The following is a 24,684-nucleotide window of genomic DNA, read 5'->3' as shown; positions in this document are numbered from 1 at the left end:
TTTCGCCGCGTGCGACCACGTTCCACCCGGACAGGCGGCGGACCACGGCGGACCACGGGCGGCTGACGGCGGGTCAGCCGCGTTCCACCCGCACCACCCGGGTCCGGGCCGCCCGGTCGTGCCAGCCGCGCCGGGCGGTGCGGTCCAGCAGCGCGGCGGCGGGGCCGAGCAGGACGGCGGTGCCCAGGCCGCGCACCAGCCAGCGGACCAGCGAGCGGCCGAACCCCGGCGCGCCCGCCCCGCCCGCGGCGACCACCCGGACCCGGGCCAGCCGCTTGCCGAAGGTCTGCCCCGTCCGGGCGGTCGGCAGCACCTGGTAGAGCAGCCCGAACACCAGCAGCACCCCTAGCAGCACGCCCACCCGGCCCAGCACCGTCCCGTCCAGCAGCCACACCTGGTGCTGACGCCCCGTCATGCGCGCGGCCAGCTCCGCCTGGTCGATCTTCTGCTGGACGTGCGCGCGCACCGTTCCGGCCAGCGGCACCGCGACGGCCGCGCCGACCACCGCCGTGACCGCGCCGTCCACCAGCCAGCCGAACGCCCGCGCCCCCACCCCGGCCGGTACGGGCGCCGGGGCCGCCGGCCGCCGCTTCCCCGCCCCGGCGGCCGGAGCGGGACGGCGGGCGGACGCCCCGGCCCGGGCCGCCGCGGGCTCCGCGGCCCGGCGCGGCGGACGGACCCGCTCGCTGCTGACGTGCGCCGTCCGCGGCTCCCGCCCGGGCTGCTGGGCCTTGGCGGCGGTCGGAGTCCGTACGGGCTCGGGCTCCGGCGCGGGCTGAGGCGTGGACGCAGGCTCGGGTGCGGGCTCGGATGCGGATTCCTGCTCGACGCCCCAGGACACCCAGCGCGGCGCCCCGCCGGTCTCCATCAGTCCGCGCTGCGCCTGCGGATCGGCCCGCCAGCCCGAGGCGGGGTCGGCCGAGGACGGCTCCGGCTCCGGCTGCGACTCCGACAGCGCTTCCGTCCACCGCGGTGGCGTCGGCACCGGTTCGAACAGCGCCTCGGGCCCGGCGGACAGGCCCACCGAACCGTCGCCGCCGTCACCACCGGTCCCGTGCCAGGGCGTACCGCCGAGCGGCTGCGCGGCCCGCGGTTCCGGCTCCTCCGCCACGGGCGCGGGCGCGGGCAGTTTCAGCGGCCGGACGGCGGGCTCCGCCTCGTGCACCCCGCGCACCTCGCGCACCTCCCGCCCGCTCTGCGGCGCGACGACGGCACCGGCCGGGGCGCCCGGCCCCGCACCGGTACCCGCACCGAGGTTCAGCGCGGCGGCGGTGGCCCATGACTCGGCGGTGACCGGTGGCAGCCCGCTCCCGGCGACCGCCCACGGGGCCGCCTCGACCGGGCGCAGCGGCTCCATCGCGTTCCGGGGGCGGACCTCCAGCTCCCCCGGCCCGGCGGTCGCCGCGGACTCCCCCGCCTCGGAGCCGGCGCCGGAGCCCGCGCCGGGTCCGCCGCCGGGCCCGGTCGGCTCCGGGGGAACCGGTTCCGGGAGAACCGGTTCCGGGTGGATCGGCACGGCGAAGACGGCCTGGGCGGCGGTCTCGTCGAAGTAGATCGGTCCGGTCTCGACCAGCGGGCCGGCGGGCACGGCGGGGACGAGGCCGGGCGGGGGGCTGTAGGGGGGTGCGGTGAGGTAGCGGGCGACGAAGCGCGGCGGGTCGAGCGGTTCGCCGGGGGCGGGGGCGGGACGGCTGGTGCCGGGGACCCAGGCGTGGCCGGCCCAGTAGCGGAGGAATCCGGGGACCGAGGGGTCGGGGTAGTAGCCGGGCGTTCCGACCTCCCCGGCCAGGGTCGCGCCGAGAGTCGAGCCTGCGGTGGAGGGCCGGTCCGTCATTGCGTCGCGTCTTCCTTCGTACCGGCACCGCGGCGTGCGGGTCTGCGGACGTGCGTGGGGGGAGCCGCGGGCGGAGAGTCGCCGGGCAGTCACAAAGGGTAGTACCTGGAGCGACCTCGTCCCCCTGGTTCACCGGAACTCGTGAAACGAGCGGAGACACGTGGTACCGCAGGTGCCCCCGGTGGTGGTGGGGCGGCCCGGGGTGGTGGCGGGCGGTGGTCGGTGCGGTCCCGGGTTCCGGTGTTCTCGTCCGGAACAACCGGGGCGGGGCGGAAAAGGTTCTGGAGGTTCGGCGGGAAAAAGTTCGCCGGAAAGTCGCGGAACCCGTGTAAGAGTCCGCGGCGGCCCCGCTCTCGGCTGGTGCGGGGCCGAACGGCGGCCCCGGGTGGCGGAGAGGTGAGGGCGATGGCCGGACAGTCGACCGGAGTGGTGGAGCAGGAGCTGGAGCTGAGCCTGGTGCTGTCGCCGGAGCGCAGCGTCCCGGTGGCGGCGCGGCTGTCGTACGGGAGCCACGACCCGTTCGCGGTGCACGTGACGTTCCACCTGGACAGCGGGACGCCGGTGACCTGGGTGTTCGCCCGGGAGCTGCTGGTGGAGGGGACGTTCCGGCCGTGCGGTCAGGGCGACGTGCGGATCTGGCCGATCCGGTCGGGGCGGCGCGGCCTGCTGTGCATGGCGCTCAGCTCGCCGGCCGGCGACGCGCTGCTGGAGGCGCCGCTGCCGACGGTGGCGGCCTGGCTGGAGCGGGCGCACCGGCTGGTGCCGCCGGGGGCGGAGCTGGAGGCGATGGACCTGGACGGTTCGCTGGCGGAGCTGCTGGCGTGAGGGGGCGTGCGGGCCGGCCCCGGGCGCTGGCGGCGGCGCACGCACGACCGGCCCACGGACCCGCGGCGGGCCCGACCCGTCCGCCCGGCCGTCCGCCGGAGCGCCCGCCCTCGGGGCGTCCGGGACGGGCCGAGGCGCCGGGACGGGCGGAAGGAACAGGACGGACGGAGGGGGCAGGACGGACGGTCGGCGCCGGGGTTGTTCAGCGGGCCGCGGGGGCCTTCTGCGCACCGGCGCTGCCGAGCCCGTCCACGCCGGTGCGCGGGGCGGGGAGGCGCACCAGCGAGGCGCCGGCCGCGCGTCGCCGGGAGCGGACCCGCAGGGCGGCGACGGCCAGGAAGCAGAGGCCCATCAGCGGGTAGACGCCCGCCGGGAACTGCTTGAGCGGCGTCAGGTGCAGGTCCAGGTCGCCCTTGTGCGGGACGAGCCACATCGCGAAGGAGAGGAAGCCGAGCAGTGTCAGGCCGAAGATGACCCGCCAGCGCCGGTGCCGGACGGCGGCGGGGCGGGAGCGTTCGTGCGCGGCCTCGGCGGCGAGCAGCACGAGCACGGGGACGCACCACACCCAGTGGTGGGTCCAGCTGATCGGGGAGACCAGCACGGCGGTGACCAGGGCGGTGCACACGCTCCAGGCGTCGGCGCGCGGCGACCAGTGGGCGCTGCGGTGCGCCCAGACCGCGACGGCGAGGCCGGCGCCGGCGACCAGCACGCCGAGCAGGGTGGCGGCGGCGCCCGGGGTTTCGAGGTGCGTCAGCCGGGCGACCAGGCCGCGCAGCGACTGGTTGTCGACGATGACGGTCTTGCCGACCCGGCTGGAGTCGAACATGTAGTTCGTCCAGAAGCCTCGGGTGGCGTCGGGGAGGAACAGCGCGCCGATCAGGAAGGTGCCGACGAAGGTGGCGCCGGCCACGAACGCGGCCCGGACCCGGCCGGTGATCAGCAGGTAGACGGCGAACAGGCCGGGGGTGAGCTTGATCCCGGCGGCGATGCCGATGGCGACGCCCTTGCTGCGGACCCGGTCGGGGCGGGTGAGGTCCCAGAGGATCAGGCAGGCCAGCGCGAGGTTGATCTGGCCGTAGCGCAGGGTGGTGAAGACCGGCTCCAGCCAGACACCCAGTCCGGTGACCAGCAGGATGCCGATCGGCCGCAGGTCGCGGCGCGGCCAGCCGACCAGTTTGAAGGACAGGTGGGCGAGGGCGGCGAGCAGCAGCACGTTCCCGGCGGTGACGGCGACGCGCAGGAACGGCAGGCCGAACCAGGTGGTCGGCACGAACAGCATCGCGGCGAACGGCGGGTAGGTGGCGGGCAGGCTCCACTCGGTGACCCGCAGCGCGTACAGGTCGTGGCCGTCGGCGACGGCGGCGCCCTCGGCCCGGTAGACCACCATGTCGACCATCGAGGTGCCGGCGAAGTGCCGCACCGTGGCGTAGGCGAGCAGCGAGACCAGGGCGACCGCGCCGGCCAGCAGCAGCGGGCGCCGGGGGGCGGCGCGCAGGGCCTCGACGGCGGCGGTGAGCTGTCGGCCGGGGGCGGTCAGGGCGCGCTGCCAGGCCGGGACGGGCGGCCGGTCGGGGCTGCCGGGGGGCGTGCCGCGTTCCGCTTGCACCGTGCTCACTGTCTTGCTCCGTCCGCCGTCGACCTCAGCTGGGCCAGCAGCCGACACTACCCGAACGGCCGTCGGCCGCCACCGGTCGCGGTCGTCCCGGGCTCCCCTCCCGGGCCGCCGGGCGCCCTCGTCCGGGCCGGGGCGTCATGAGGAAGCGTTGGCCGACGCTTAGGACGTGCTTAAGGGAGGGGAGCGGCACCGAGCTGTCGCCCCCGCGGTGACGGCTGCCGCATCGGCACCGGTGGCCCCGGCCTCCGTCCCCCGACCCTCGCGGAGGGCCGCAGTCCTCGCGGAGTGCTTCAGTCCTTGCGGAGTGCCGCAGTCCTCGCGGAGCGCTTCAGTCCTTGCGGATCAGCCGGCCGGCGCGGCGGCGCTGCTGCCGGGGCAGTTCGACCGCGGTGCGGGTGTTGAGCCGCACCGCGATCTCGGCGCCGCCGAGGACGGCGGAGCGGCCGAGGAGGATGTCGCCGCCGGTGCCCTCGGCGAGCTTGCGGACGATGTCCAGGCCGAGGCCGGTGGAGCCCTCGCCGCCGTGCCCGGCGCCGCGGCGGATCGCGGTGTCGGGGTCGGTGAAGCCGGGCCCGCCGTCGCCGACCAGGAGGATGACCGCGTCCTCGGCGGTGACCACGTCGACGGCGAAGGGGGTGCCGACGGCGGTGTGCCGGAAGACGTTGCCGAGCAGCGCGTCGACGGCGGCGGCCAGGTCGCCGCGCTGCACCAGGACGGGCGCGGGATCCTCGTCGCCGGCCAGCTGCCAGGGGCGTCCCTCGTCCTCGGCGAGCGCGGACCAGAACGCGACCCGGTCCCGGACCACCTCGACGGCGTCGCAGCCGAGCACGACGGGCGGGGCGTCCACCGGGTCGCGGCGGGCGGAGCGGATGATCTGGTCGACCTCGCGTTCGAGCTGGGAGACGGCGTGCCGGGTGGCGTCGGCGGCGTCGCCCCCGCCGAGCGCGGCGGCGTTGAGCCGGAGCACGGTGAGCGGGGTGCGCAGCCGGTGCGACAGGTCGGCGGCGAGTTCCCGTTCGGCGGCGAGCAGGTGGACCACCCGGTCGGCCATGGCGTTGAACGCGTAGGCGGCCTCGCGGAGTTCCTCGGGCGCGCCGGCCGCCTCGCGCCCCTCCACCGGGATCCGGACGGTGAGGTTGCCGGAGCCCAGCGAGCGGGCGGCGGTGGCCAGCCGGCGGGCGGAGCGGATGATCCGGGTGCCCATCCGGTCGGCGACCGCGACGGAGACCGCGACCAGGGCGAGCGCGACGCCGGAGAGCACCAGCCAGGCGGTGCCGACGCCGCGCGACAGATCGGAGTCCGGGACGAACACCTCGACCATGGCGACCCGGCCGTCGTCGACGGCGACCGGCTGGAGCAGCGCGTAGCCGCCCTCGACCCGGACGGTGCCGGCCCGGACGGTGCGGGTCCAGCCCTGGCTGTCGGCGCTGGGCAGCTGGTCGTTGTCGGTCCGGGCGCTGCCGACCGTCGCGCCGCCGGGCAGGTGGACGGCGAGCCGCTCCCGGGCGCCGGAGTCGGTGGAGGCCATGGCCTTGGCGACGGCCTCCTGGTCGGTGGTGATGGCCAGCGCCGGGCCGAGGGCGGCGGCCTGCCGTTCGGCGGCGGTGAACGCCCGGTCGCGGGCGGTCTGCTGGACCATCAGGCCGAGCGGGATGAGGAAGGCGAGCGCGACCATGACGGTCCCGGCGATGGCCGCCTTGACCATCGCCCAGCGCAGCGAGCGGAGGACGCGTTTCACGTCGCGCCCCCGACCGGCCCGGCGGGAGCCTCCAGCCGGACGCCGACGCCGCGCACGGTGTGCAGGTAGCGCGGGCTGGAGGCGGTCTCGCCGAGCTTGCGGCGCAGCCAGGACAGGTGGACGTCGATGGTCTGGTCGCCGCCGTAGGTCTGCCGCCACACCTCGGCCAGGATCTCCTTGCGCGGGACGACCACGCCGGGGCGGGCGGCGAGGAAGGCCAGCAGGTCGAACTCGCGGCGGGTGAGGTCGAGCCGCTGTCCGTCGAGCAGGGCCTCGCGGCGCTGCGGGTCGATGGCGAGGCCGCCGACCCGGAGGATCTGGGGGGCCGTCAGGGCGCCGCCGCCCAGTCGGCGCAGGACGGCGGCCATCCGGGCGGTCAGGTGTTCCCCGGAGAAGGGTTTCACCAGGTAGTCGTCGGCGCCGTCGTTCAGCAGCCGGACGATCTCCGCCTCGTCGTCCCGCGCGGTGGAGATGATCACCGGGACGTTGGTCAGTCCGCGGATCATCTTGAGCGCCTCGCTGCCGTCCAGGTCGGGCAGGCCCAGATCGAGGACCACCAGGTCGCAGCCGACCTGGGCGACCTCGCGCAGGGCTTCCAGCGCGGTGCCGACGGAGCGCACGGCGTGGCCGGTGTCGGCCAGATGGCGGATCAGGGCGGAACGCACAAAGGGGTCGTCCTCGACCACGAGCACTGTTGCCATGGGGCTGCACGGTACGGCATGGCGGCCGACTGGTCTGTACCTCGGGGGGGTCCGTGAGCGGCCGGTCCGGGGCCCGGCTTGAGCTTCTCTGAAGCCGGACGCGCTTTTTCCACAAGGTTTCTGCGAATTGCCCGGCCCACTGACCTGCCCGTGACCTTCGTACGGCAGGATGGGCCCGCGATGCGGAGCGGACTGGTTCAACTGGGCGCCTGGACGGCGGCCACCGGAGCAGCGGTGGCGTTGTCCTGGCTCGGCGTGCACGCGGTGCTCGTCGACACGGTGTTCGAGCAGCCGGTGGCGGTCCAGCTGCCCTCGGTGGCCTCCTCGACCCCGGCGGGGACGTCCCCTCCGCCCTCCCCCGGCGGCGCGCCGCCGCCGTCCGCGGCGGCGCCGAGCCCGAGTCCGGACCCGGACCGGGCGCCGGGGACGACCGCGCCGGCCCGGTCGACGGCGTCCGCGACGGCGTCCGCGACCGCGACCGCGGCGGCCCGGAAGAGCGCCAGCCCGCCGGGCACGGTGCACAGCTACCCGATGCTGGGCGGCCGGGTGGCGCTCGACGTGCGGCCCACCGAGGCCCGGCTGGTGTCGGCGGTGCCGGAGGCCGGCTGGTCGATGCAGGTCTGGCACGGCGACCAGTGGCTCCAGGTCAACTTCTCCCAGGACGACCGGGTCTCCACCCTCATGGTGACCTGGAACGGGACCGAGCCCAACGTGCAGACCTTCGTCGTGGGCAACTGACCGACCCCGGCCCGGCCGCACCGTGTCGCCCGACAGAATGTCGCTCGACGCCCGACCGCCCGCACCGCCCGACCGCCCCGCCCCGCCCCTGGAGCCGCCCCGTGCCCCCGCAGCCCGACGCCATCGACGCGCTGGACGGAAAGCTGATCCGGCTGCTCGCCGAGGAGCCGCGGATCGGCGTGCTGGAGTGCTCGCGCCGCCTGCAGGTGGCGCGCGGCACGGTGCAGGCCCGGCTGGACCGGTTGCAGGCGCGCGGGGTGATCGGCGGCTTCGGCCCGCAGGTGGACCCGGCGGCGCTCGGCTACCCGGTGACGGCGTTCGCCACCCTGGAGATCTCGCAGGGGCAGGGCGCGGACGTCCGGGCGCACCTGGCGGCGGTGCCGGAGGTGCTGGAGCTCCACACCATCACCGGCCACGGGGACATGCTGGTGCGGATCGTGGCCCGGTCGAACGCGGACCTGCAGCGGGTGATCGACCGGGTGGTGGGGTTCGACGGGATCGTCCGGGCGTCCACCGCGATCGCGCTGGAGAACCCGGTGCCGTTCCGGATCCTGCCGCTGGTGGAGCAGGCGGCCGGGGACGGGTCCTGACCGGAGCGGTGCCCGCGCCGTGGCGCCCTCCTGACGCGACGTCCCGTCAGCAGTGCGGGACGGCGGTGCCGTTGTTCAGGGCCTGGAGCGCGGCGATCGAGTCGGCGAGGGTGTCCACCGGCACCAGCTGCAGGCCGTCGGGGGTGTTGACCTTGCCCTGCGCGCACTCGCTGCGCGGCAGCAGGAACACCGTGGCCCCGGCCGCGCGCGCCGCCTGGGTCTTGAGCGGGATGCCGCCGACCTGGCCGACCCGCCCGTCCGGGTCGACCGTGCCGGTGCCGGCCACGTCCCGTCCGCCGGTCAGGTCGCCGCCCCTGCCGTCGCCGGCGATCTTGTCGACGATGCCCAGCGCCAGCATCTGGCCGCCGCTCGGGCCGCCGATCCGGCCCAGGTCGATGTCGACCTTCACCTGGTCCGGCGACAGGTGCAGGTAGGTGAGCGCGGCCAGGGTGGCGCTGTCCTGCGACTGCGTCATCTGCTGCTGGGTCGCCTCGTCGGCCTCGCCGCTGTCGCTCTCCGGGTAGACCTCCTCGGTGGGCACCACGGCCTGCTTCGGGTCCGCCCAGGCGGTCAGCGAGTCCCAGAGGGTGTTGCGCCGGCCCGGGTTGGTGGCCTCGACGGTGACCACCCGCAGCTGCCCGGTGGTCGGGCGCTGCGGCGTCCCGCTGATCCGGATCACCGGGTTGTCCCCGTTGTACGCGCCCAGGGTGTCGGCGGTGTCGCCGGGCGACTCCAGGGTGTAGGGCAGCGGCACGAACGCGGCCACCGCGAGCAGCGCGAGCACCGGCAGCGCGCAGAGCGCGAGCGCGCGGGTGCGCGGGGCGGTCAGGGCCGGGGGCAGGTTCTGGGAAGGCACACCCCGCATCCAAACACACCGCGCCGCCCGGTACGGACGGCCGCGCGGATCGGCCCCGGTCACGCGGCCGGGACCGGGCCCGGCGGGTTCAGCGCAGTGCGTCGGCGACCTCGGTGGCGGCCTCGATCACCCGGGGGCCGACCCGCTCCGGGACGAGGCCGTTGAGCATCACCACGCCGACGCTGCCCTCGATGCCGCTGAGGCCGATCAGCGCGGCGGCGGCCCCGCTGGCCCCGGACTGCTCCTCGGCCCGGGTGATCACGCAGCCCTGCTCGGGGCGGCGCTGGCCGGGGAAGCTGCGGGCCTCCAGGATGGCCCGGCCTGCCGCGCTCTCGGAGAGCGGGTGGCGCAGGCCGGTGCGGTAGGCGACGTGGAAGTCCGTCCAGGTCGGTTCGACCACGGCGACGGCCAGCGCCTCGTTGCCGTCGACCAGGGTGAGGTGGGCGGTGGCGCCCAGGTCCTCGGCGAGCGAGCGCAGCGCGGGCAGCGCGGCCTCGCGCAGCAGCGGGTGGACCCGGTGGGCGAGCCGGAGCACGCCGAGGCCGACCCGGGCCCGGCCGCCGATGTCCCGGCGGACCAGTCCGTGCTGTTCCAGGGTGGCGAGCAGGCGGTAGACCACCGTCCGGTTGACGGCCAGCCGGGCGGCCAGCTCGGTCACCGTCAGCCCGCGCTCGGAGTCGGCGAGCAGTTTCAGTACCCGGACACCCCTGTCCAGGGTCTGGGAGGTCTCAGCAGTCACGAGGCGCCAGGTCCTTTCCGCGGCAAGTCCGACCCTACGACACAACTGCCGTGGGCCGCACCGGAATTGGTCGCGCGCAGGAAGGGTGTCCGGCGCGGGAGTCCGACCTCGGCGACGTCGACGGGGGGCGGGGCTCCGCGGTACCCGTCCGAACCGGTGGGTGGGGTCCGGACGAGTGTGGGGAGACGCTAATGAACGGGGACGCCCGGTGGAAGTGGTTGTCCAAAATTCGGGCAGCATCGATGAAAAGTCGTGATGAAAAATCGGATAAGGCGCCCATAACTCGCGCCGCAAGCGCTCAAGCGTCCGCTATCTGTGCGCCGCCGGGCCGAGTGCGCCGCCGCGGGCCGACTGGCCGGACGTTCACCGGCCGGGCGGCCCGGAGCGCTCAGAGCAGGTTGCGGCCGACCGTCCAGAGCGCGGCGCCCGCGAGCAGCGCGGCCACCGCGCGCGGCCCCATCCGGAGCCGCCGGCGGCGCCCGGCCAGCCCGTGCCGCAGCCGCACCGCGCACCAGGCGGCGACGAACGGCAAGGTCAGCAGCAGCGCGGCGTTGTCGTGCCAGGCGGCGGCGAGGTCGCCGTGCAGCAGGTCGTACGCCATCCGGGTGCCGCCGCAGCCGGGGCACTGCAGGCCGGTCAGGCGGTGCCAGGGGCAGAACGGCAGCAGCCGGCCCGGCCGGTGCGGGTCGCGCGAGTAGAGGTACGCCGCGCCGACCGGACCGGCGGCGAGCAGGCCGAGCGGGGCGGCCGCGGGGTGGCGCAGCAGGGCCGCGAGGCGGCGCGGGCCGGTGAACGGCCGCCGGCCGGCGCCCCCGTCGCGGTCGTCCGCGGGACGGGGGTGCCGGCCGGCCGGTTCGGTGGGCACGTCAGGGGCGCAGCAGGCGGCCCTGCGCGTCGGTGCGGGTGTCGCTGACCAGGAAGATGATGCCGTCGATCAGCGCCCAGAAGCCGAGGCCGCCGCAGGTGAGCAGCTGGGCGACGCCGATGCCGACGTGGCCGGTGTAGAAGCGGCCGATGCCGAGGCTGCCGAGGAAGATCTGCAGCAGGCCGGCGACGAGCTTCGACTTGTCGGACAGCTGGGGGTTCTGGGCGGGGTTCGCCACGGTGGTGCTCCTCAGGGGAATGCGCGGGCCGGCCCGCCGCGTGGGCGGCGGTGTCGGCAGGTGTGACCGCATGCCGGGGCGTCCCCATGCATGGCGTCCCCCCAGCACCGGCATGCGGAAGATTAGCGGATCATGTGATCACATGTCTCCACACTTTCTTTGCCAAGTGTTGAAGGTGTGGCTGACGCCCCGTCAAACCCGGTTGGCCCACTCCCGGATCCGGCCGATCCGCGCCTTGAGCTGGTTGGCGGTGGCCTGCGCGGTGAGCGGGCCGCCGCACTGGCGGCGCAGCTCGTTGTGGATGGTGCCGTGCGGCTGGTCGGTGCGGTGGTGCCAGGCGGCGACCAGCGCGTTCAGCTCCTTGCGCAGTTCGCGCAGCTCCTGGTGGGTGACCACGGGCCGTTCGTCGGCGGGGAGTTCGAGCAGGTCGGCCTCCTCGGCGGGCTTGGTCTTGGAGCGCTGGATCTGCCGGTGCTGGCGCTTCTGCAGCAGCATCTGCACCTGGTCGGGTTCGAGCAGGCCCGGGATGCCGAGGTAGTCCTCCTCCTCCTCGCTGCCGGGGTGCGCCTGCATGCCGAACTCCATGGCGTTGTACAGCACCCGGTCGAAGACCGCGTCGCTGCCCAGCGCCTCGTAGGAGAACTCCTCCGTGCCGGTGTCCGCCCCGTCGTTGGCCTTCTCGGCCTCGGCGAGCAGCCGGTCCTCCTCGTCGAACAGGCCCTCGCCCTCCTTCTTCGGGCGGTCCAGGACATGGTCGCGCTGCAGCTCCATCTCGTTGGCGAAGCCGAGCAGCATCGGGATGGTCGGCAGGAAGACCGAGGCGGTCTCGCCGCGCTTGCGGGCGCGCACGAAGCGGCCGACGGCCTGGGCGAAGAACAGCGGGGTGGAGATCGAGGTGGCGTACACGCCGACGCAGAGCCGGGGCACGTCGACGCCCTCGGAGACCATCCGGACCGCGACCATCCAGCGCGAGGTGCCCTCGGCGTAGTCGGAGATCCGCCGGGACGCCTCGGCCTCGTCGGAGAGCACCAGGGCGACCTTCTCGCCGGTGATCTCGCGCAGCAGCTTGGCGTACGCGCGGGCCACCGTCTGGTCGGTGGCGATCACCAGGCCGCCGGCGTCCGGGATGCCCTTGCGGACCTCGGTCAGCCGCCGGTCGGCGGCCTGGAGCACGGCCGGGATCCACTCGCCCTGCGGGGAGAGCGCGGTGCGCCAGGCCTGGGCGATCAGGTCCTTGGTCATCGGCTCGCCGAGCCGGGCCTCCAGCTCGTCGCCGGCCTTGGTGCGCCAGCGCATGTTGCCGGAGTAGCTGAGGAAGATCACCGGCCGGACCACGTGGTCGGCCAGCGCGTGCCCGTAGCCGTAGGTGTAGTCGGCGACCGACTTGCGCAGGCCGTCGCCGCCGGCCTCGTACTGGACGAACGGGATCGGGTTGGTGTCGGAGCGGAACGGGGTGCCGGTGAGGGCGAGCCGCCGGGTGGCCGGTTCGAACGCCTCGAAGCAGGCCTCGCCCCAGGACTTGGAGTCGCCGGCGTGGTGGATCTCGTCCATGATCACCAGCGTCTTGCGGGCCTCGGTCCGGTTGCGGTGCAGCATCGGGTTGACCCCGACGCCCGCGTACGTGATCACGATGCCGTGGTAGTCCTTGGACAGCGGGCCCGAGGAGTACGCCGGGTCGAGCCGGATCCCTATCCGGGCGGCGGCCTCGGCCCACTGCTTCTTCAGGTGCTCGGTGGGCGCGACCACGGTGACCTGCTGCACCAGGTGGTTGTGCAGCAGGTAGGACGCCAGGGTCAGGGCGAAGGTGGTCTTGCCGGCGCCCGGGGTGGCGACCGCCAGGAAGTCCCGGGGCTGCTTCTCGATGTACGAGTCCAGCGCGCCCTGCTGCCAGGCCCGCAGGCGGCCGGCGGTGCCCCAGGGGGCGCGGCCCGGGAAGGCCGGGGAGAGGTGCGCGGCGGCGGCGGTGCCGCTCGGGCGGGGGTGGGCGCTGTCGGCGTGCGAGAACAGCGGGGACATCGCGGAGGAGGCGGCGGTAGTCACGGTCTCCGAACGGGGTCGTCGCAGGTCAGGGCCCAGGTGCGGCCCTTCCCCCGCGGGCGGCGGGCGGTCGTGGAACCTGCCCAGCCTAGCCCCTCCCGACACCCGGACGGCCGCCGCGGCACGCCCCGGTGGCGCGCGTCCCGTGATGATCGTCGGCTTGTCACCGGACCTTCACCGGGCCGGGCCGCCCGCCCGGGGCGGCCGCCTCCCCCGCTCCCGCGCGCCCCTCACGGCCGCCCGCCGGCGGGCGGCGGCCGGTCCGGTGCCCAGCCGGTGGTTGGGCGGCCGGAGGCGTCGCGCGGCACGGTCCGGACGGTGAACCGGTCGTCCTTCTGGCCGGCGACCCGCTGGCGCACCTCCCAGGCCTCCGCCGCGACCACCGCCTCCGCCCGCCGCTCCGCGCCGTCGAACGGGGCGAGCAGCAGCCCGGCCAGCAGCGCCACCGCGCTGCCCGCCAGCGCGGCCAGCCGCAGGTTGATCCGGCGCAGCAGCGCCAGCCGGCCCCGGCAGTCGGCGCAGCCCGCCAGGTGCCGCTGGACCCTCCGCCCGGCCCGGCCGCGGGCCTGGCTGGCCAGCGCCGCCCAGTGCCCGGCGCAGTCGGGGTCGCGCGGGTCGCCGGGATAGGCCCGCAGGTAGGCGAGCCGCAGCCCCTCGCGGGCCCGGTGCAGCAGGACGGCGGCGGCGCCGCGGCCCACCCCGAGCCGGGCGCCGACCTCGCCGGGCGGCAGGCCCTCGACCTCGGCGAGCCACAGCGCGCGGGCCCAGCGTTCGGGGAGTTGGGCGAGCAGTCCGCGCATCCGGTCGGTCTCGGCCACCCGGGGCGCCGGGTCGGCGGACGCCGCGCCGTCCGGTTCGGGCAGCACGCCGACGGCCCGCTCGCGCACCGGCGCGGCCGCCAGGTGCCGGACGGTGGCGGCCAGGTAGGCCCGCGGGTCCTCGATCCGGTGCCCGGCGGCGATCCGCCGCCACACCCGCAGGTGCGCCTCGGCCACCAGGTCCTCGGCCCGCCAGCGGTCGCCCCCGGTGAGGCCGCCGGCGTACCGCAGCAGGCCGGGGTGGTGGCGCCGGTACAGCTCGGTGTACGCGGCGAGCGGGGCACGCTCGGCCGTCGGTGCGCGTTCCTCGATGGCCACGGCCCTCCCCTGAGGTCGCCGGACGGGGGTTCGTGGGGGCCCGCGCGGCTCCCGCGATCCTGCCCGGGCGGCCCGCCCCTGCCCATGGGGTGGCCGCACCGTTGGCCCGGAATGCCCGGATTGGTCCGCCGAGGTGTGACGCAGATCACTTCGGGGAAGTGGGAAACCGGCGTAATCCCCGCCGCCCTTCCCGACTCTTCACCACCGGGGGGCGGCACCGGTCGCACCCGCACCCGCACCCGCACCAGCACCAGCACCAGCACCAGCACGCACCCTCGGGAGGAACCGCCGTGTCCGCAGCGCCCGCACCGGTCGAGCAGACCACGCACGCCCGGCTGATCGTCAGCACCCACCGCTCCGCGCTGCTGCGGGTCACCCTGCGCTACCGGGCCGAGGACCCGCTGGCGGTCCGGATGGTCTTCCCCACCGAGTACGCCCTGGACCCGGCCGACCCGGACGGCACCCCGCTGGACCTGCCCGCGCTGCCGGCCGGGCCGCCCACGGGGGACGGGCCCGCCGAGGGGGTCGAGTGGGTGTTCGCCCGTCAGCTGCTCGCCTCCGGCATCGACCTGCCCAGCGGCGAGGGCGACGTCCACGTCCGCCCCGCGCTCGGCGCCCGCACCGTGGTCGAGCTGCGCTCCCCCGAGGGCGTCGCGCTGCTCCAGTTCGACCGCGTCGAGCTGCGCCGCTTCCTGTGGCACAGCTACCTCGCGGTGCCCGAGGGCCGGGAGCTGAGCCACCTGGACTGCGACCGGGCGCTCGCCGAGCTGCTGGCCTGACCGGCCGCGCCGGGACGGCCGCCGACCGGGCCCCTGACGAGCCCCCGGACGAGCCCCCGGCCGGGCCCGCGCTCAGGCCCGCTGGGTGCGGACCAGGTGCGCGTACACCACCACGTTCCCGTCGTAGCCGCCCGACCGGGTGAAGCCGCCGCCGCAGGTGATCAGCCGCAGCTGGGCGTCCGGGGTGGCCGCGTACACCTTGCGGTCGGGGAAGTCGCTCTTCGGGTAGACCTCCACCCCGTCGACCTGGAACCAGGCGCCGGCCCCGTCCGCCCGGGCCACCTCCAGCTGGTCGCCCTTGTGCAGCGAGCCCAGCCGGTAGAACACCGCCGGGCCGTGCGCGTTGTCGACGTGCCCGGCCAGCACCGCCGTCCCGCTCGACCCGGGCGCGGCGCCGTCCCGGTACCAGCCGGCCAGGTTGCGGTCCTCCTCCGGCGGCGGCTGCAGCCGGCCCTCGCCGTCCAGCCCGAGCCGGGCCACCGGCGCGTCCACCCCGAGCACCGGGATCCGGACCCGCACCGGCTGCGAGGGCGGCAGCGCGGGGACGGCCGGGCCGACCGGGGTGCCGTCGTACGCCTGCGCGGCGACCGGGGCCGGCGGCAGGGTGCCGGTCAGGCCGCCGTTCAGCAGCCACGCGCCCGCCAGGACGGCCCCCGAGGCGGCCACCGCGCCCGTCCACGTCCGCTCGCCCACCGCACGCCCTCCGTCCGCCGACGACTCCGGACCCGACCCGCCCAGTTCACCCGGCGGCCCGGGTTCGGGCACCCGGTGGGTTCTGTCCGGGTGACCCGCCGTCAGCGGGTGCGGCTGCCCCGCCGCAGCCGGGGCCTGGTCAGGAAGCCCTCCGCCAGCGCGTTGGCCAAGCCGATCGCGGGCAGCTCGGAGGGCTTCTCGTACAGCACGTAGCGCGGCTCCCAGGCCGGCCGGTAGCGCGCGTTCGCCCGGTACAGCGACTCCAGCCGCCACCAGCGGGACAGGAGGCGCAGCACCCCGCGCCACAGCCGCAGCACCGGCCCGGCGCCCATCCGCGGCTCGAACGCCTCGCGGAACATGGCGAAGTTCAGCGACACCCTGGCCACCCCGAACTCCCCTGCGCGGCGCAGCAGTTCGGCGACGGTGTACTCGACCAGGCCGTTGTCGGACTCCCGGTCGCGGCGCATCAGGTCGAGCGAGAGCCCGTCCGCGCCCCAGGGGACGAAGGACAGCAGCGCGGCCGTCCGCCCGGCCTCGTCGCGGCACTCGGCGAGCAGGCAGTCGCCGTCCTCGGGGTCGCCGAGCCGGCCCAGCGCCATCGAGAAGCCGCGTTCGGTGCGGCCGTGCCGCCAGGCGTCGGCGAGCCGGACCAGGCCGGCGAACTCCTCGGGCGGGACGTCCCGGTGCCGGCGGACCACCACGGTGTACCCGGCCCGGGCCAGCCGGCGGCAGGTCTGCCGCAGGCCGCGCATCTCCCGGCCGTCCAGGGTGAAGCCGGCCGCGGCGACCACCGCCTCGTCGCCCAGGTGCAGCGCGCGCAGCCCGGCCGTCCGGACGTACACCGTGCCGGCCCGCTCGTCGGCGCCGGTGACGGCGGGGATCCAGGCGTGCGCGCGGGCCCGGCGCAGCCACTCCTCGATCGCCTGCGGCCAGGCCTCCGGGTCGCCGACCGGGTCGCCGGAGGCCAGCGCCACCCCGTTGACCACCCGGTAGGCGACGGCGGCCCTGCCGCTGGGCGAGAAGCACACCGCCTTGTCGCGGCGCAGCGCGAAGTAGCCGAGCGAGTCGCGCCCGCCGTGCCGCTCCAGCAGGTCGCGCAGCGCCCGTTCGTCCTCCGGGCGCCGCCCCTCGGTGCCGCGCGGGGAGCGCAGCAGGATCCGCAGGGTGAGCAGCAGCAGGGCGGTGGCCGGCAGGTTGAGGCCGAGGTCGAGCCAGCCCGGCACGTCCACGTCGGTGACCTCGACCGCGCCGGAGACGGTGACCAGCCGGAGCACCGCGTACCGGGCGGCGGCGCCCCAGCCGGGCACCGCGCCGGTGTGCGCCAGCCGGACGGCGACCGCGCCCAGGCCGGTCAGCAGCGCCCCGCCGAGCAGCAGCACGGCGGCGGCCAGCGACAGGTTGCCCCGCCCGCCGCGCACCCGGAACACCGGCCGGGCCGCCAGCAGGGCCAGCAGCAGCGCCACGGTGAGCCCGGTGGAGACCTGGTTGAACGGGTGGGCGCGGTACTGGGGGAAGGCCAGCGCCACCGCGCAGACGGCGGCGTGCGCGGCGGTGAGCGCCAGCGCGGCGATCCAGGCGGCCCGCTTGCGGCGGCGCAGCATGACCGCGAGCAGCCCGGCCAGCAGCGCGGTGGTGAAGCCGGAGGTGACCAGCACGGGGGTGAAGTACTCGCCCCGGTCGGCCCGCTCGACCTGGGCCCGGAACGGGGCGATCACCGCGCCGAGCAGGTTCAGCAGGGTGGCGATCCGCAGGTACCAGCGGGCCGCCGCGGCGCAGCGCAGCCGCCAGGGCGCGGGCGGGCGCTCGACGGGCGGCCCGACCGGCTGCTCGACCGGCCGCTCGACCGGCTCCGGGGCGGTCGGGGCGGTCGGGGCCGCCGGGACTGCCCGGGCCTCCGGGACCGCCGGGGTCTCCGGGTCGGCGTCGGGGGTGCCGGCCACCAGGTCGTACGCGGCGGTCTTGGCGGCGACCAGGCGGCGGTGGATCCGGTCCTCGCGGCGCTCGGCGCGGGCCAGTCGGCGGGGGCGGGAGCGGTAGCGCCAGCGGGCCCACGGGCTGGCGGGGCGGGCCAGCCGGACGGCGCCGACCAGGGCCAGCGGCCAGAGCATGATGCCCAGCAGCCCGGTCCAGGTCTTGCCCTTGAGCAGGGTGACCACGACCAGCGCGAGCAGCACGGACGCCCCGGCCAGGGTCGGCCCGTCGGGGTGCCGGGCGAAGCCGCCGAGCGGGAGTTCGCCGAGCAGCAGCAGCCCGATCGTCACGACGGCCAGCACCACGGCGTCCACCGAGGTGCGGCCCTGGGTGGACCAGTAGACGTCCTTGAGGTGCAGGACCAGCGCGAACTCGTCCAGCACCAGGCCGGCGCCGACGCCGAACCCGAAGCCGAGCAGGTTCCACCAGGCGCCGCCGTCCCCGCGCACCGCGAACGCGGCCACCCCGCACACCAGCAGCAGGGTCTGGCCGAACACCACGTGGTGGATGTGCAGCCCGCCCGGGGCGACGTTGCCCGGCCACCAGCGGACCCGGGCCCGGATCAGCCGGGTGCTGAGCCGGATGAACAGGAACGACAGCACCAGGCCGAGCAGCAGCAGGAACAGCGGCTCCCGCCCGGTGTCGACGATCCGGTCGCGGTAGGCGTCGAGCAGCGACTGCCACATCGGCGGGTGGGACCTCCGTGTCTGCGGGCGGGCGGTGCCGTCCTCGGCCGCTCCTGACGTCCAGTCAACTCTCCGGCGGCGCCGGGGCCCCGGTCCGGTGCTCCGAACAGGTGAGCGCCCCGGCGTGGCGTCCCCCGGTCATCCGTACCCGGGGCGTGCTTACCGGCGCGATGTGCGGGCGCGTGCCATGCTGAGCCCGACTCCCCCGGACGACACATATCGTCATTTCATCTGATGATCCGTTACTCCGGTCGGTGCCTCCCCTTACTCCCTGGTGAACGGATGTGAGACATGGACGCCCTCTCCCGCAGGACGCTGCTGGCCGCCGGTGCGGCGACCGCCGCCACCCTCGCCGCCGGCTGCGCGAGCTCCTCCGGGAACGGGGGCGCCGCCCCGCCGGCGCAGGCCGACGGCCTCGCCGCGAACGGCAGCCCCAGCGCCGTCCCCAAGCCCCCCGCCACCCTGATCGGCGACGGCTCCACCTCCGACACCGGGCCGCAGCCCCACCAGCCCCAGGCCGTCCCGCTGGAGGCCGGCCAGCGGCCCCCGCAGTTCGTGGTCTTCTCCTGGGACGGCGCCGGCGAGCTCGACAACCAGCTGTTCAGCCGGTTCCGGAAGCTCGCCAAGGAACACGACGCCACCATGACCTTCTTCCTCAGCGGCATCTACACCCTGCCCGAGTCGAAGAAGACGCTCTACCACCCCCCGCAGCACTCGATCGGCGCCTCCGACATCGGCTACCTCAGCGACCAGCACATCCGCGCCACCATCGAGCAGGTCAGCGCGGCCTGGCTGGAGGGCCACGAGATCGGCACCCACTTCAACGGCCACTTCTGCGGCGCCAACGGCGGCGGGAAGTGGTCCCCCGAGGACTGGGACAGCGAGATCCAGCAGGCCATGGACTTCGTCATGAACTGGCGCACCAACACCGGCAACACCGAGCTGCCCGCGCTGCCCTTCGACTACCGCAAGGAGCTGATCGGCGGCCGCACCCCCTGCCTGGAGGGCCAGCGCGGTCTGCTCCCCACCGCCGTCAAGCGCGGCTGGAAGTACGACAGCTCCGGCCCCGGCGGCCTCCAGATGTGGCCGCAGAAGTTCGCCGGCGGTGCGCTGTGGGACATGCCGCTGCAGTCCATCCCGTTCCCCGGGCACAGCTTCCAGGTGCTCTCGATGGACTACAACATCATGTACAACCAGTCCGGCGACAACACCAAGGGCGACCCCGGCAAGCAGGCGTTCTGGCAGAACCAGGCCCGCGACTCGTACCTGGCCGGCTTCGACCGCGCCTACAACGGCAACCGGGCGCCGTTCATCATCGGCAACCACTTCGAGCAGTGGAACGGCGGCATCTACATGAACGCCGTCGAGGAGACGCTCAAGCAGGTCGCCGACAAGCCGGAGGTCCGGATGGTCTCCTTCCGGCAGCTCGTCGAATGGCTGGAGGTCCAGGACCCGGCGGTGCTCAAGAAGCTCCAGGCCCTCGCCCCCGGCCAGGCCCCGGCCGGCGGCTGGAACGCCTACCTCGGCGGGTCCGGCTCCGGGTCCGGCGGCGCGGCGTCCCCGTCCGTCCCGGCGGTGGCGGGCGGCAAGTAGGCCCCGGCCCCGCGTTCCCTCCGGCCGGACCCCGGTGCTCCTCGACCGGGGCCCGGCCGGAGCGCTACCCGGCGGCGCCCCTGCTCCGCCCCTGCTCCGTTCCTGCTCCGTCCCCTCGACTCCCGGTCAGGACGTCCCGGCCGCCGTCGCCCGCCCCGAGAGCGCCGCGCCGGCCAGGGCCACCAGCGGCATGGTCAGGAACACCGCGGCGAACGCCCCCGCCGGCAGCGACGCCCCGCCGTGGGCCGCCGCGCCGACCGCGCCGCCGCCCAGGGCCGCGAAGAGCACCCCGGCCAGGCCGGTCAGCAGGACGTTGCCCAGCGCGTCGCTGAGTTGCAGGGCGGCCGAGTTGCCGCCGGTCTCCTCCGGCCTGGACAGCTTCATCATCAGCACGCTGATGCTGGCGATCGCCAGGCCCATCCCGGCACCGCCGACCGCCCAGAACGCGGCCGTCACCCAGACCGGCACCGCCGGGAACAGCACCAGCGCCGCCCCGCCGACCGCCACCGCCGTCGACACGAAGCCGATCCGGATCAGCGCCGCCCGGTGCCGGTCCGCGCCCGGCCGGCCCTGCAGCCAGGAGCCGAACGCCCAGGACAGCCCGCCGGGCGCCAGCGTCAGGCCCGCCAGCGTCACCGACAGCCCGCGCTGGGTCTGCATCATCAGCGGGATGAACAGCTCGGAGGCGAAGAACGCGCCCGCCGCGACCCCGCGCAGCAGGATCACCGTCGGCAGCCCGCGCGCCGCCAGCAGCGTGCCGCGCGGCAGCAGCCGCAGCACCGCCGGGCCCATCAGCGCGATCCCGGCCGCGGCCGGCAGCACGGCCCACCCGTCCAGCCGCTGACCCGCGTACTGCAGCAGCGCCGCGCCGAGCGCGACCATCGCCGCGTCCCCGGTCCGTCGCCAGTCGTACGGGGCGGGCCGGCGCGGCGGCCGGGACCGCTCCGAGCGGCGCAGCGCCGGGCCCATCACGGCGAGCGGCGGCAGCACCAGCACCGGCACCGCGAGGAACACCCAGCGCCAGCCGAGGTGCTGGGTGACCGCGCCGGAGATCACCGGGCCGAGGATCGAGGGCAGCACCCAGGCCGCCGAGAAGGCCGCGAACACGGCCGGCCGCAGCCGCTCCGGGAACGCCCGGCCGACCACCACGTACAGCGCGACGATCACCAGCCCGCCGCCCAGGCCCTGGACCGCCCGGCCCGCGACGAACATCCACATGTTCACCGCCGTGCCGGCCGTGACCAGCCCGGCGGCGAACACCGCGATGCCGCTGAACAGCGGGGCGATCGGGCCGCCGCGGTCGCACCACTGCCCGGAGACCACCAGGGCCAGCAGCGTGGTGGTGAAGTACGCGGAGAACGCGAAGGCGTACAGGCCGATGCCGTCGAGCTGCTGGGCGGCGGTCGGCATCGCGGTGTTCACCGCCGTGGCCTCGAAGGCCAGCAGCAGCACCACCGACACGATGCCGAGGGTCAGCGCCCGCCAGGGGCCGCTGAGCACCCCGCCGGTGCCGTCGTCGTCGGGGTGGAGGGGGTGCGCGGGTGCTGCCGTCTCGGCCGGGGAGGTGCTGGTCACCTCGACATGGTAAGTGCCGTGGCCGGGTTTCGATCCTGACCTGCGGGCGGAACGGGGGCTCCGTCCGGCGGCCTGGGACCGCCCCTCGGATCCGCCAGTGCCGATCTGTCAGTGCCGAGATCTGGTCGGCGCCGATCTGTTCTGCCAGTCGCCTGTGTCAGTGCAGCGCCTTGAGCCCGACCACGCCGGACAGGATCAGCACCAGGCAGGTGATCCGGGCCGCGCTCACCGCGTCCCCCAGCGCCACCATCCCGTACACCGCGGTGCCCACCGCACCGATGCCCACCCAGACCGCGTAGCCCGTCCCCAGCGGGATGCTCCGCATCGCGTACGCCAACCCGCCCATCGACAGCGCCAGCGCCACCACGAACACCGTGCCCGGCACCAGCCGGGAGAACCCCTTGGACGCCTCCAGTGCCACCGCCCACACGGTCTCCAGCACTCCGGCGACGATCAGAACGACCCAGGCCATGACGACAGACTCCTCCGCAGTAGTCGAACCACCTACCGCGCCGTCTTGTCGTGCCGGGTACGACGCACCTCGTCCGGGACGCGCCGCGAACGGCCGCCTCACCATCGACGGTAGCACGGCGGCGACACACGGAATTCATGAACGGATATTGACTCCGCCCCGCTTCCGCCCGCTATAGTGAATTCACCGGAGCGAAGGAACGAGCCGGTGCGAACCCGCTGGACGACAGGAGATGGCGATGAACAGGAAGACGGTGGCCCTCGCAGCGCCCCGCACCTGTGCCCCCTGTCCGGGTCGCACGCGTTCCTGTCGTCGCGGCCGCTGTTGCGCCTGATTCGCAACCTCCCTGCCCCGCAGGCCCGTTGACGCCCGCGTGTGCTCACCCGCCCCACCCCTGACCATGTGCCCGAGTGGCTGAGGGAACCGCCTGCAAAGCGGTTTACACGGGTTCGATTCCCGTCATGGTCTCCATGCACTCCGTCCGCGATTCACCGGTCGCCCGTCGTTCCCGCGCGGGCGGCCGGTGAATTCCATGCCGTTTTCCGGCTTTTCTGCTTCCTTTTGTTCCTTCTGTTTTCGACCGCTCCGGCCGCCCGGAAATTCCCCCGCCGGGCCGGCCGTTGTACCGGTCATGCCCTCCAGTGACCGCACCGTGCCGCGGGTCGAGCCCTGCGGCAAACGCATCCGCACCTACCTCGGCGGGCTGGCGGTGGCCGACACCACCCGCGCCCTGCTGGTCTGGGAACGCCCGCAGTACCCCGTCCACTACGTCCCGGCCGCCGACGTCCGCACCGACCTGCTGACCCCGGCCGACCGGGCCGCCGACCGTTCCGCACTCGGCGACGCGCTGGTCTTCGACCTCGCCGCGAACGGCCGCACCACCGCCCGCGCCGTCCGCCAGTACCCCGACTCCCCCGCCGAGGCGCTCCGCGACCACCTGCGCTTCGACTGGGCCGCGATGGACGCCTGGTACGAGGAGGACGAGCAGGTCTTCACCCACGCCCGCTCCCCCTACACCCGGATCGACATCCTGGCCTCCTCCCGCACCGTCCGGGTCGAACTCGACGGCACCCTGCTGGCGCTCTCCCGCTCCCCGCGGCTGCTCTTCGAGACCGGCCTGCCCACCCGCTACTACCTCGCCCCCACCGACCTGGTCCTCCCGCTCTTCGAACCGGGCACCCGCACCACCCACTGCCCCTACAAGGGCGCCGCCGCCGACCACCTGTCCGTCCGGATCGGCGGCACCCTCCACCCGGACGTCGCCTGGACGTACCCCACCCCGTTCGCCGAATCGCAGAAGATCGCCGGCCTGGTCGCCTTCTACGACAACCGGGTCACCCTGCACGTCGACTGAGCGCCCCCGCGGGCACGACGGCGGCGGCTACGACGACGGCGGGCGCCGTCGGTGGTCCTCCTGGACCGCGGACGGCGCCCGCCGCACACCCCTACCGGCTCCGGTGGAGCCGACCGCTACTCGATGACGCCGGGGTTGGCCTCGCCACCGCGCCAGGTGTCCTCGTCCTCGACCAGGTAGTCGGGACGGTGCCCCTGGTTCTTCTTCTTGCTGCCGCCGCTGCCCGAGCCGCCGTGCATCCCGGCCGCGCCCGCCTGCCCGGCACGCCCCTTCCCGATGCCCGACCCGCCCTCGGTGAACGCCCGTCCACCGGCACCGGCCGCCTTCGCACCACCGACCGTGCCACCAGCCTTGCGCACCAGGCCGCCGGCAGCGCTCTTGCCACCGGCCGCACCGCCCCGCGCACCACCGGCACCGCCGCCGTGCATGCCGCCCATCCCGCCGGCACCCGCGACACCGCGGGCCCCCGCGGCACCCGAACCCGAGCCACCGGCCCCGGAACCGGCGGCCCCACCGGCGGCACCCCGGCCGACCCCGCCCGCGGTACCCGAGCCACCGGCCCGACCACCACCGGCGCCACCGGCCCCGGACAACCCGCCGGTCGACACCCGGCCACCACCGCCGAGCCCGCCACCGGGCAGGTACCCACCACCCAACCCCCCGGGCACGTACCCGCCACCACCGGTCCCGCCACCACCGGACCCGCCACCGGGCAACGTCCCCACCCCACCGGGCAGCCCGCCGCCCGACCCCGGAGGCGTCAACCCCACGGACGGCGGGTCGACCCCCAGGATCCCCGTGGACGGCGGCACCGGAGCCGGCGTGAACGTCGGCGGAGTGAACGGCGGCAGCTCCCCGCCCGGCAGCACCGACCCCACCGGCGGCACCCCCGGCACCACCGGATGCCCGGGCTGCGTCGGCTGCGGCACCGAGGGCAGGCCCGGCGAGACGTTCGACGGAGTCGTCTGCTGCGGCGGCACCCCGCCCGGGTACTTCGGGTTGGGCATGCTCGGCGGCGTGTGCCCGGGAGGCACGACCGTGGCGGGCGGGTCCGGCGGGAAGTTCTTCGACGGGCTCGTGACCTCGTGGTCGCCAGTACCCATGTACGACGCGGCCTGGGTGTACTGCGGGCCCAGGTGCTCCATCACGCCGATCGCGTACTGGTGCGCGACCTCGGTGGCGGACAGGTCGTGCGCGTTCTTGTTGACCGCGTCGATCCGGTTCATGCCCGACGCGAGGTCCCGCTTGAACCCCTCGTCCGAGCTGGCGAAGCCGTCGCTCAAGGTCTTGCCGACCCGGTCCATGAAGCTCGGGACCTTGATCTGGTCCATGGTCGACTTGGTCTGCTCGAGCGCGGTCGCCGCGTAGGTCATCGCGACGGACGTGTTCTGTGCGTGCGCGGCGGTGGTGACCATGCCCTGCTGGATCTGCGAGCCCTTCGTGGCGAAGCCCTGCGAGGCCGCCCCGGTCCAGTTCGCGGTGGCGTGGTCGATCGCCGCCTGCAGATCGGCGGCGGCCTGGGTCAGCTCCTGGTGCACGTTCAACCAGTGCTGCCCGACTTCCTTGATCCGCTCGGGACTTGAGCCGGAAACCATGTTCTTGAGCGGGATCAGGGCGTAACTGTCGAATGGAGTCGTGTCGGCCATCTC

22 protein-coding genes, 1 tRNA gene and 1 riboswitch are annotated in these 24,684 nt (G+C 75.3%); of the genes, 7 read left to right on the top strand and 16 right to left on the bottom strand.

Going from position 1 to position 24,684, the window contains the following annotated elements; translation table 11 throughout:
- Positions 1-73: 73 nt before the first annotated feature.
- Entirely contained in the window at positions 74-1,834 is a 1,761-nt protein-coding gene (locus tag K353_RS10710; protein WP_111553349.1) for an RDD family protein, read from the bottom strand.
- A gap of 405 nt (positions 1,835-2,239) precedes the next feature.
- On the opposite strand from K353_RS10710, the gene K353_RS10705 reads away from it, so the two are divergent.
- Positions 2,240-2,659, top strand: a complete 420-nt coding sequence (locus tag K353_RS10705) for an SsgA family sporulation/cell division regulator (RefSeq protein ID WP_111553348.1) — start codon at positions 2,240-2,242, stop codon at positions 2,657-2,659.
- 202 nt (positions 2,660-2,861) lie between these two features.
- Here the strand turns inward: K353_RS10705 and K353_RS10700 are convergent, their stop codons facing one another.
- The 4 genes from K353_RS10700 to K353_RS35480 all read right to left on the bottom strand — a co-directional run bounded on the left by K353_RS10700 (position 2,862) and on the right by K353_RS35480 (position 7,228).
- Positions 2,862-4,274: a glycosyltransferase 87 family protein gene (locus K353_RS10700; RefSeq protein WP_111553347.1), complete on the bottom strand. Its 1,413-nt coding sequence runs from the start codon at positions 4,272-4,274 to the stop codon at positions 2,862-2,864.
- 328 nt (positions 4,275-4,602) lie between these two features.
- A complete protein-coding gene (locus tag K353_RS10695) occupies positions 4,603-5,991 on the bottom strand; it encodes a HAMP domain-containing sensor histidine kinase (protein ID WP_111553450.1) in 1,389 nt (462 codons plus the stop codon).
- Positions 5,992-6,008: 17 nt separating this feature from the next.
- Positions 6,009-6,713, bottom strand: a complete 705-nt coding sequence (locus tag K353_RS10690) for a response regulator transcription factor (protein ID WP_100838089.1) — start codon at positions 6,711-6,713, stop codon at positions 6,009-6,011.
- A gap of 197 nt (positions 6,714-6,910) precedes the next feature.
- Positions 6,911-7,228 (bottom strand): hypothetical protein, encoded by a 318-nt coding sequence (locus K353_RS35480; protein WP_111553346.1) that lies wholly within the window; start codon positions 7,226-7,228, stop codon positions 6,911-6,913.
- Between the two features lies 1 nt (position 7,229).
- Here K353_RS35480 and K353_RS35475 point away from each other — a divergent pair, with 1 nt between their 5' ends.
- Positions 7,230-7,451: a hypothetical protein gene (locus K353_RS35475; protein ID WP_111553345.1), complete on the top strand. Its 222-nt coding sequence runs from the start codon at positions 7,230-7,232 to the stop codon at positions 7,449-7,451.
- 101 nt (positions 7,452-7,552) lie between these two features.
- Positions 7,553-8,041, top strand: a complete 489-nt coding sequence (locus K353_RS10675; RefSeq protein WP_111553344.1) for an Lrp/AsnC family transcriptional regulator — start codon at positions 7,553-7,555, stop codon at positions 8,039-8,041.
- Between the two features lie 46 nt (positions 8,042-8,087).
- Here K353_RS10675 and K353_RS10670 read toward each other — a convergent pair whose 3' ends face one another.
- The 6 genes from K353_RS10670 to K353_RS10645 form a co-directional block, all read right to left on the bottom strand.
- Positions 8,088-8,906: a hypothetical protein gene (locus tag K353_RS10670; RefSeq protein WP_199528060.1), complete on the bottom strand. Its 819-nt coding sequence runs from the start codon at positions 8,904-8,906 to the stop codon at positions 8,088-8,090.
- A 79-nt stretch (positions 8,907-8,985) separates the two neighbouring features.
- Positions 8,986-9,636 (bottom strand): IclR family transcriptional regulator, encoded by a 651-nt coding sequence (locus K353_RS10665; protein WP_014135981.1) that lies wholly within the window; start codon positions 9,634-9,636, stop codon positions 8,986-8,988.
- Between the two features lie 388 nt (positions 9,637-10,024).
- Entirely contained in the window at positions 10,025-10,501 is a 477-nt protein-coding gene (locus K353_RS10660; protein WP_111553342.1) for a DUF2752 domain-containing protein, read from the bottom strand.
- A gap of 1 nt (position 10,502) precedes the next feature.
- Entirely contained in the window at positions 10,503-10,739 is a 237-nt protein-coding gene (locus tag K353_RS10655; RefSeq protein ID WP_233533498.1) for a TM2 domain-containing protein, read from the bottom strand.
- Between the two features lie 192 nt (positions 10,740-10,931).
- Positions 10,932-12,755: a DEAD/DEAH box helicase gene (locus K353_RS10650; RefSeq protein ID WP_111553340.1), complete on the bottom strand. Its 1,824-nt coding sequence runs from the start codon at positions 12,753-12,755 to the stop codon at positions 10,932-10,934.
- Positions 12,756-13,006: 251 nt separating this feature from the next.
- Positions 13,007-13,912 (bottom strand): RNA polymerase sigma factor, encoded by a 906-nt coding sequence (locus K353_RS10645; protein ID WP_146616439.1) that lies wholly within the window; start codon positions 13,910-13,912, stop codon positions 13,007-13,009.
- Between the two features lie 290 nt (positions 13,913-14,202).
- On the opposite strand from K353_RS10645, the gene K353_RS10640 reads away from it, so the two are divergent.
- Positions 14,203-14,691 carry an SsgA family sporulation/cell division regulator gene (locus tag K353_RS10640; RefSeq protein WP_111553338.1) on the top strand — a complete coding sequence of 163 codons (489 nt, stop codon included), beginning with the start codon at positions 14,203-14,205 and terminating at the stop codon, positions 14,689-14,691.
- A gap of 72 nt (positions 14,692-14,763) precedes the next feature.
- On the opposite strand, the gene K353_RS10635 is transcribed toward K353_RS10640, so the two are convergent.
- Positions 14,764-15,384 carry a class F sortase gene (locus K353_RS10635; RefSeq protein ID WP_111553337.1) on the bottom strand — a complete coding sequence of 207 codons (621 nt, stop codon included), beginning with the start codon at positions 15,382-15,384 and terminating at the stop codon, positions 14,764-14,766.
- Between the two features lie 101 nt (positions 15,385-15,485).
- The gene (locus K353_RS10630) at positions 15,486-18,041 is read right to left on the bottom strand and encodes a phosphatidylglycerol lysyltransferase domain-containing protein (RefSeq protein WP_111553336.1); all 2,556 of its coding nucleotides are present in this window, start codon (positions 18,039-18,041) and stop codon (positions 15,486-15,488) included.
- A 291-nt stretch (positions 18,042-18,332) separates the two neighbouring features.
- On the opposite strand from K353_RS10630, the gene K353_RS10625 reads away from it, so the two are divergent.
- Complete coding sequence (locus K353_RS10625; RefSeq protein ID WP_111553335.1) at positions 18,333-19,634, top strand: hypothetical protein; 1,302 nt, start codon at positions 18,333-18,335, stop codon at positions 19,632-19,634.
- A 126-nt stretch (positions 19,635-19,760) separates the two neighbouring features.
- On the opposite strand, the gene K353_RS10620 is transcribed toward K353_RS10625, so the two are convergent.
- A complete protein-coding gene (locus tag K353_RS10620; protein WP_111553334.1) occupies positions 19,761-21,209 on the bottom strand; it encodes an MFS transporter in 1,449 nt (482 codons plus the stop codon).
- 157 nt (positions 21,210-21,366) lie between these two features.
- Positions 21,367-21,681, bottom strand: coding sequence for a multidrug efflux SMR transporter (locus K353_RS10615; RefSeq protein WP_100838077.1), 315 nt, complete (start codon positions 21,679-21,681; stop codon positions 21,367-21,369).
- Positions 21,682-21,715: 34 nt separating this feature from the next.
- A riboswitch (guanidine-III (ykkC-III) riboswitch) is annotated at positions 21,716-21,783 on the bottom strand.
- A gap of 294 nt (positions 21,784-22,077) precedes the next feature.
- Here K353_RS10615 and K353_RS10610 point away from each other — a divergent pair.
- Positions 22,078-22,152 (top strand) — tRNA-Cys (locus K353_RS10610).
- Positions 22,153-22,312: 160 nt separating this feature from the next.
- Positions 22,313-23,035, top strand: coding sequence for a DUF427 domain-containing protein (locus K353_RS10605; protein ID WP_111553333.1), 723 nt, complete (start codon positions 22,313-22,315; stop codon positions 23,033-23,035).
- A 116-nt stretch (positions 23,036-23,151) separates the two neighbouring features.
- On the opposite strand, the gene K353_RS10600 is transcribed toward K353_RS10605, so the two are convergent.
- Positions 23,152-24,681 (bottom strand): WXG100 family type VII secretion target, encoded by a 1,530-nt coding sequence (locus tag K353_RS10600; RefSeq protein WP_111553332.1) that lies wholly within the window; start codon positions 24,679-24,681, stop codon positions 23,152-23,154.
- Positions 24,682-24,684 lie beyond the last annotated feature (3 nt).

It is taken from the genome of Kitasatospora sp. SolWspMP-SS2h, from assembly GCF_003259315.1.
GTDB lineage: Bacteria > Actinomycetota > Actinomycetes > Streptomycetales > Streptomycetaceae > Kitasatospora > Kitasatospora fiedleri.
This window is presented reverse-complemented; position numbering and strand designations above follow the sequence as displayed.

Excerpts from the sequence above, each read along its gene's own strand:
- K353_RS10710 (WP_111553349.1), bottom strand. The coding sequence starts at position 1,834 with ATGACGGACCGGCCCTCCACCGCAGGCTCGACTCTCGGCGCGACCCTG.
- K353_RS10705 (WP_111553348.1), top strand. The coding sequence starts at position 2,240 with ATGGCCGGACAGTCGACCGGAGTGGTGGAGCAGGAGCTGGAGCTGAGC.
- K353_RS10690 (WP_100838089.1), bottom strand. The coding sequence starts at position 6,713 with ATGGCAACAGTGCTCGTGGTCGAGGACGACCCCTTTGTGCGTTCCGCC.
- K353_RS10670 (WP_199528060.1), bottom strand. The coding sequence starts at position 8,906 with ATGCGGGGTGTGCCTTCCCAGAACCTGCCCCCGGCCCTGACCGCCCCG.
- K353_RS10650 (WP_111553340.1), bottom strand. The coding sequence starts at position 12,755 with ATGTCCCCGCTGTTCTCGCACGCCGACAGCGCCCACCCCCGCCCGAGC.
- K353_RS10630 (WP_111553336.1), bottom strand. The coding sequence starts at position 18,041 with ATGTGGCAGTCGCTGCTCGACGCCTACCGCGACCGGATCGTCGACACC.
- K353_RS10625 (WP_111553335.1), top strand. The coding sequence starts at position 18,333 with ATGGACGCCCTCTCCCGCAGGACGCTGCTGGCCGCCGGTGCGGCGACC.
- K353_RS10615 (WP_100838077.1), bottom strand. The coding sequence starts at position 21,681 with ATGGCCTGGGTCGTTCTGATCGTCGCCGGAGTGCTGGAGACCGTGTGG.
- K353_RS10605 (WP_111553333.1), top strand. The coding sequence starts at position 22,313 with ATGCCCTCCAGTGACCGCACCGTGCCGCGGGTCGAGCCCTGCGGCAAA.
- K353_RS10600 (WP_111553332.1), bottom strand. The coding sequence starts at position 24,681 with ATGGCCGACACGACTCCATTCGACAGTTACGCCCTGATCCCGCTCAAG.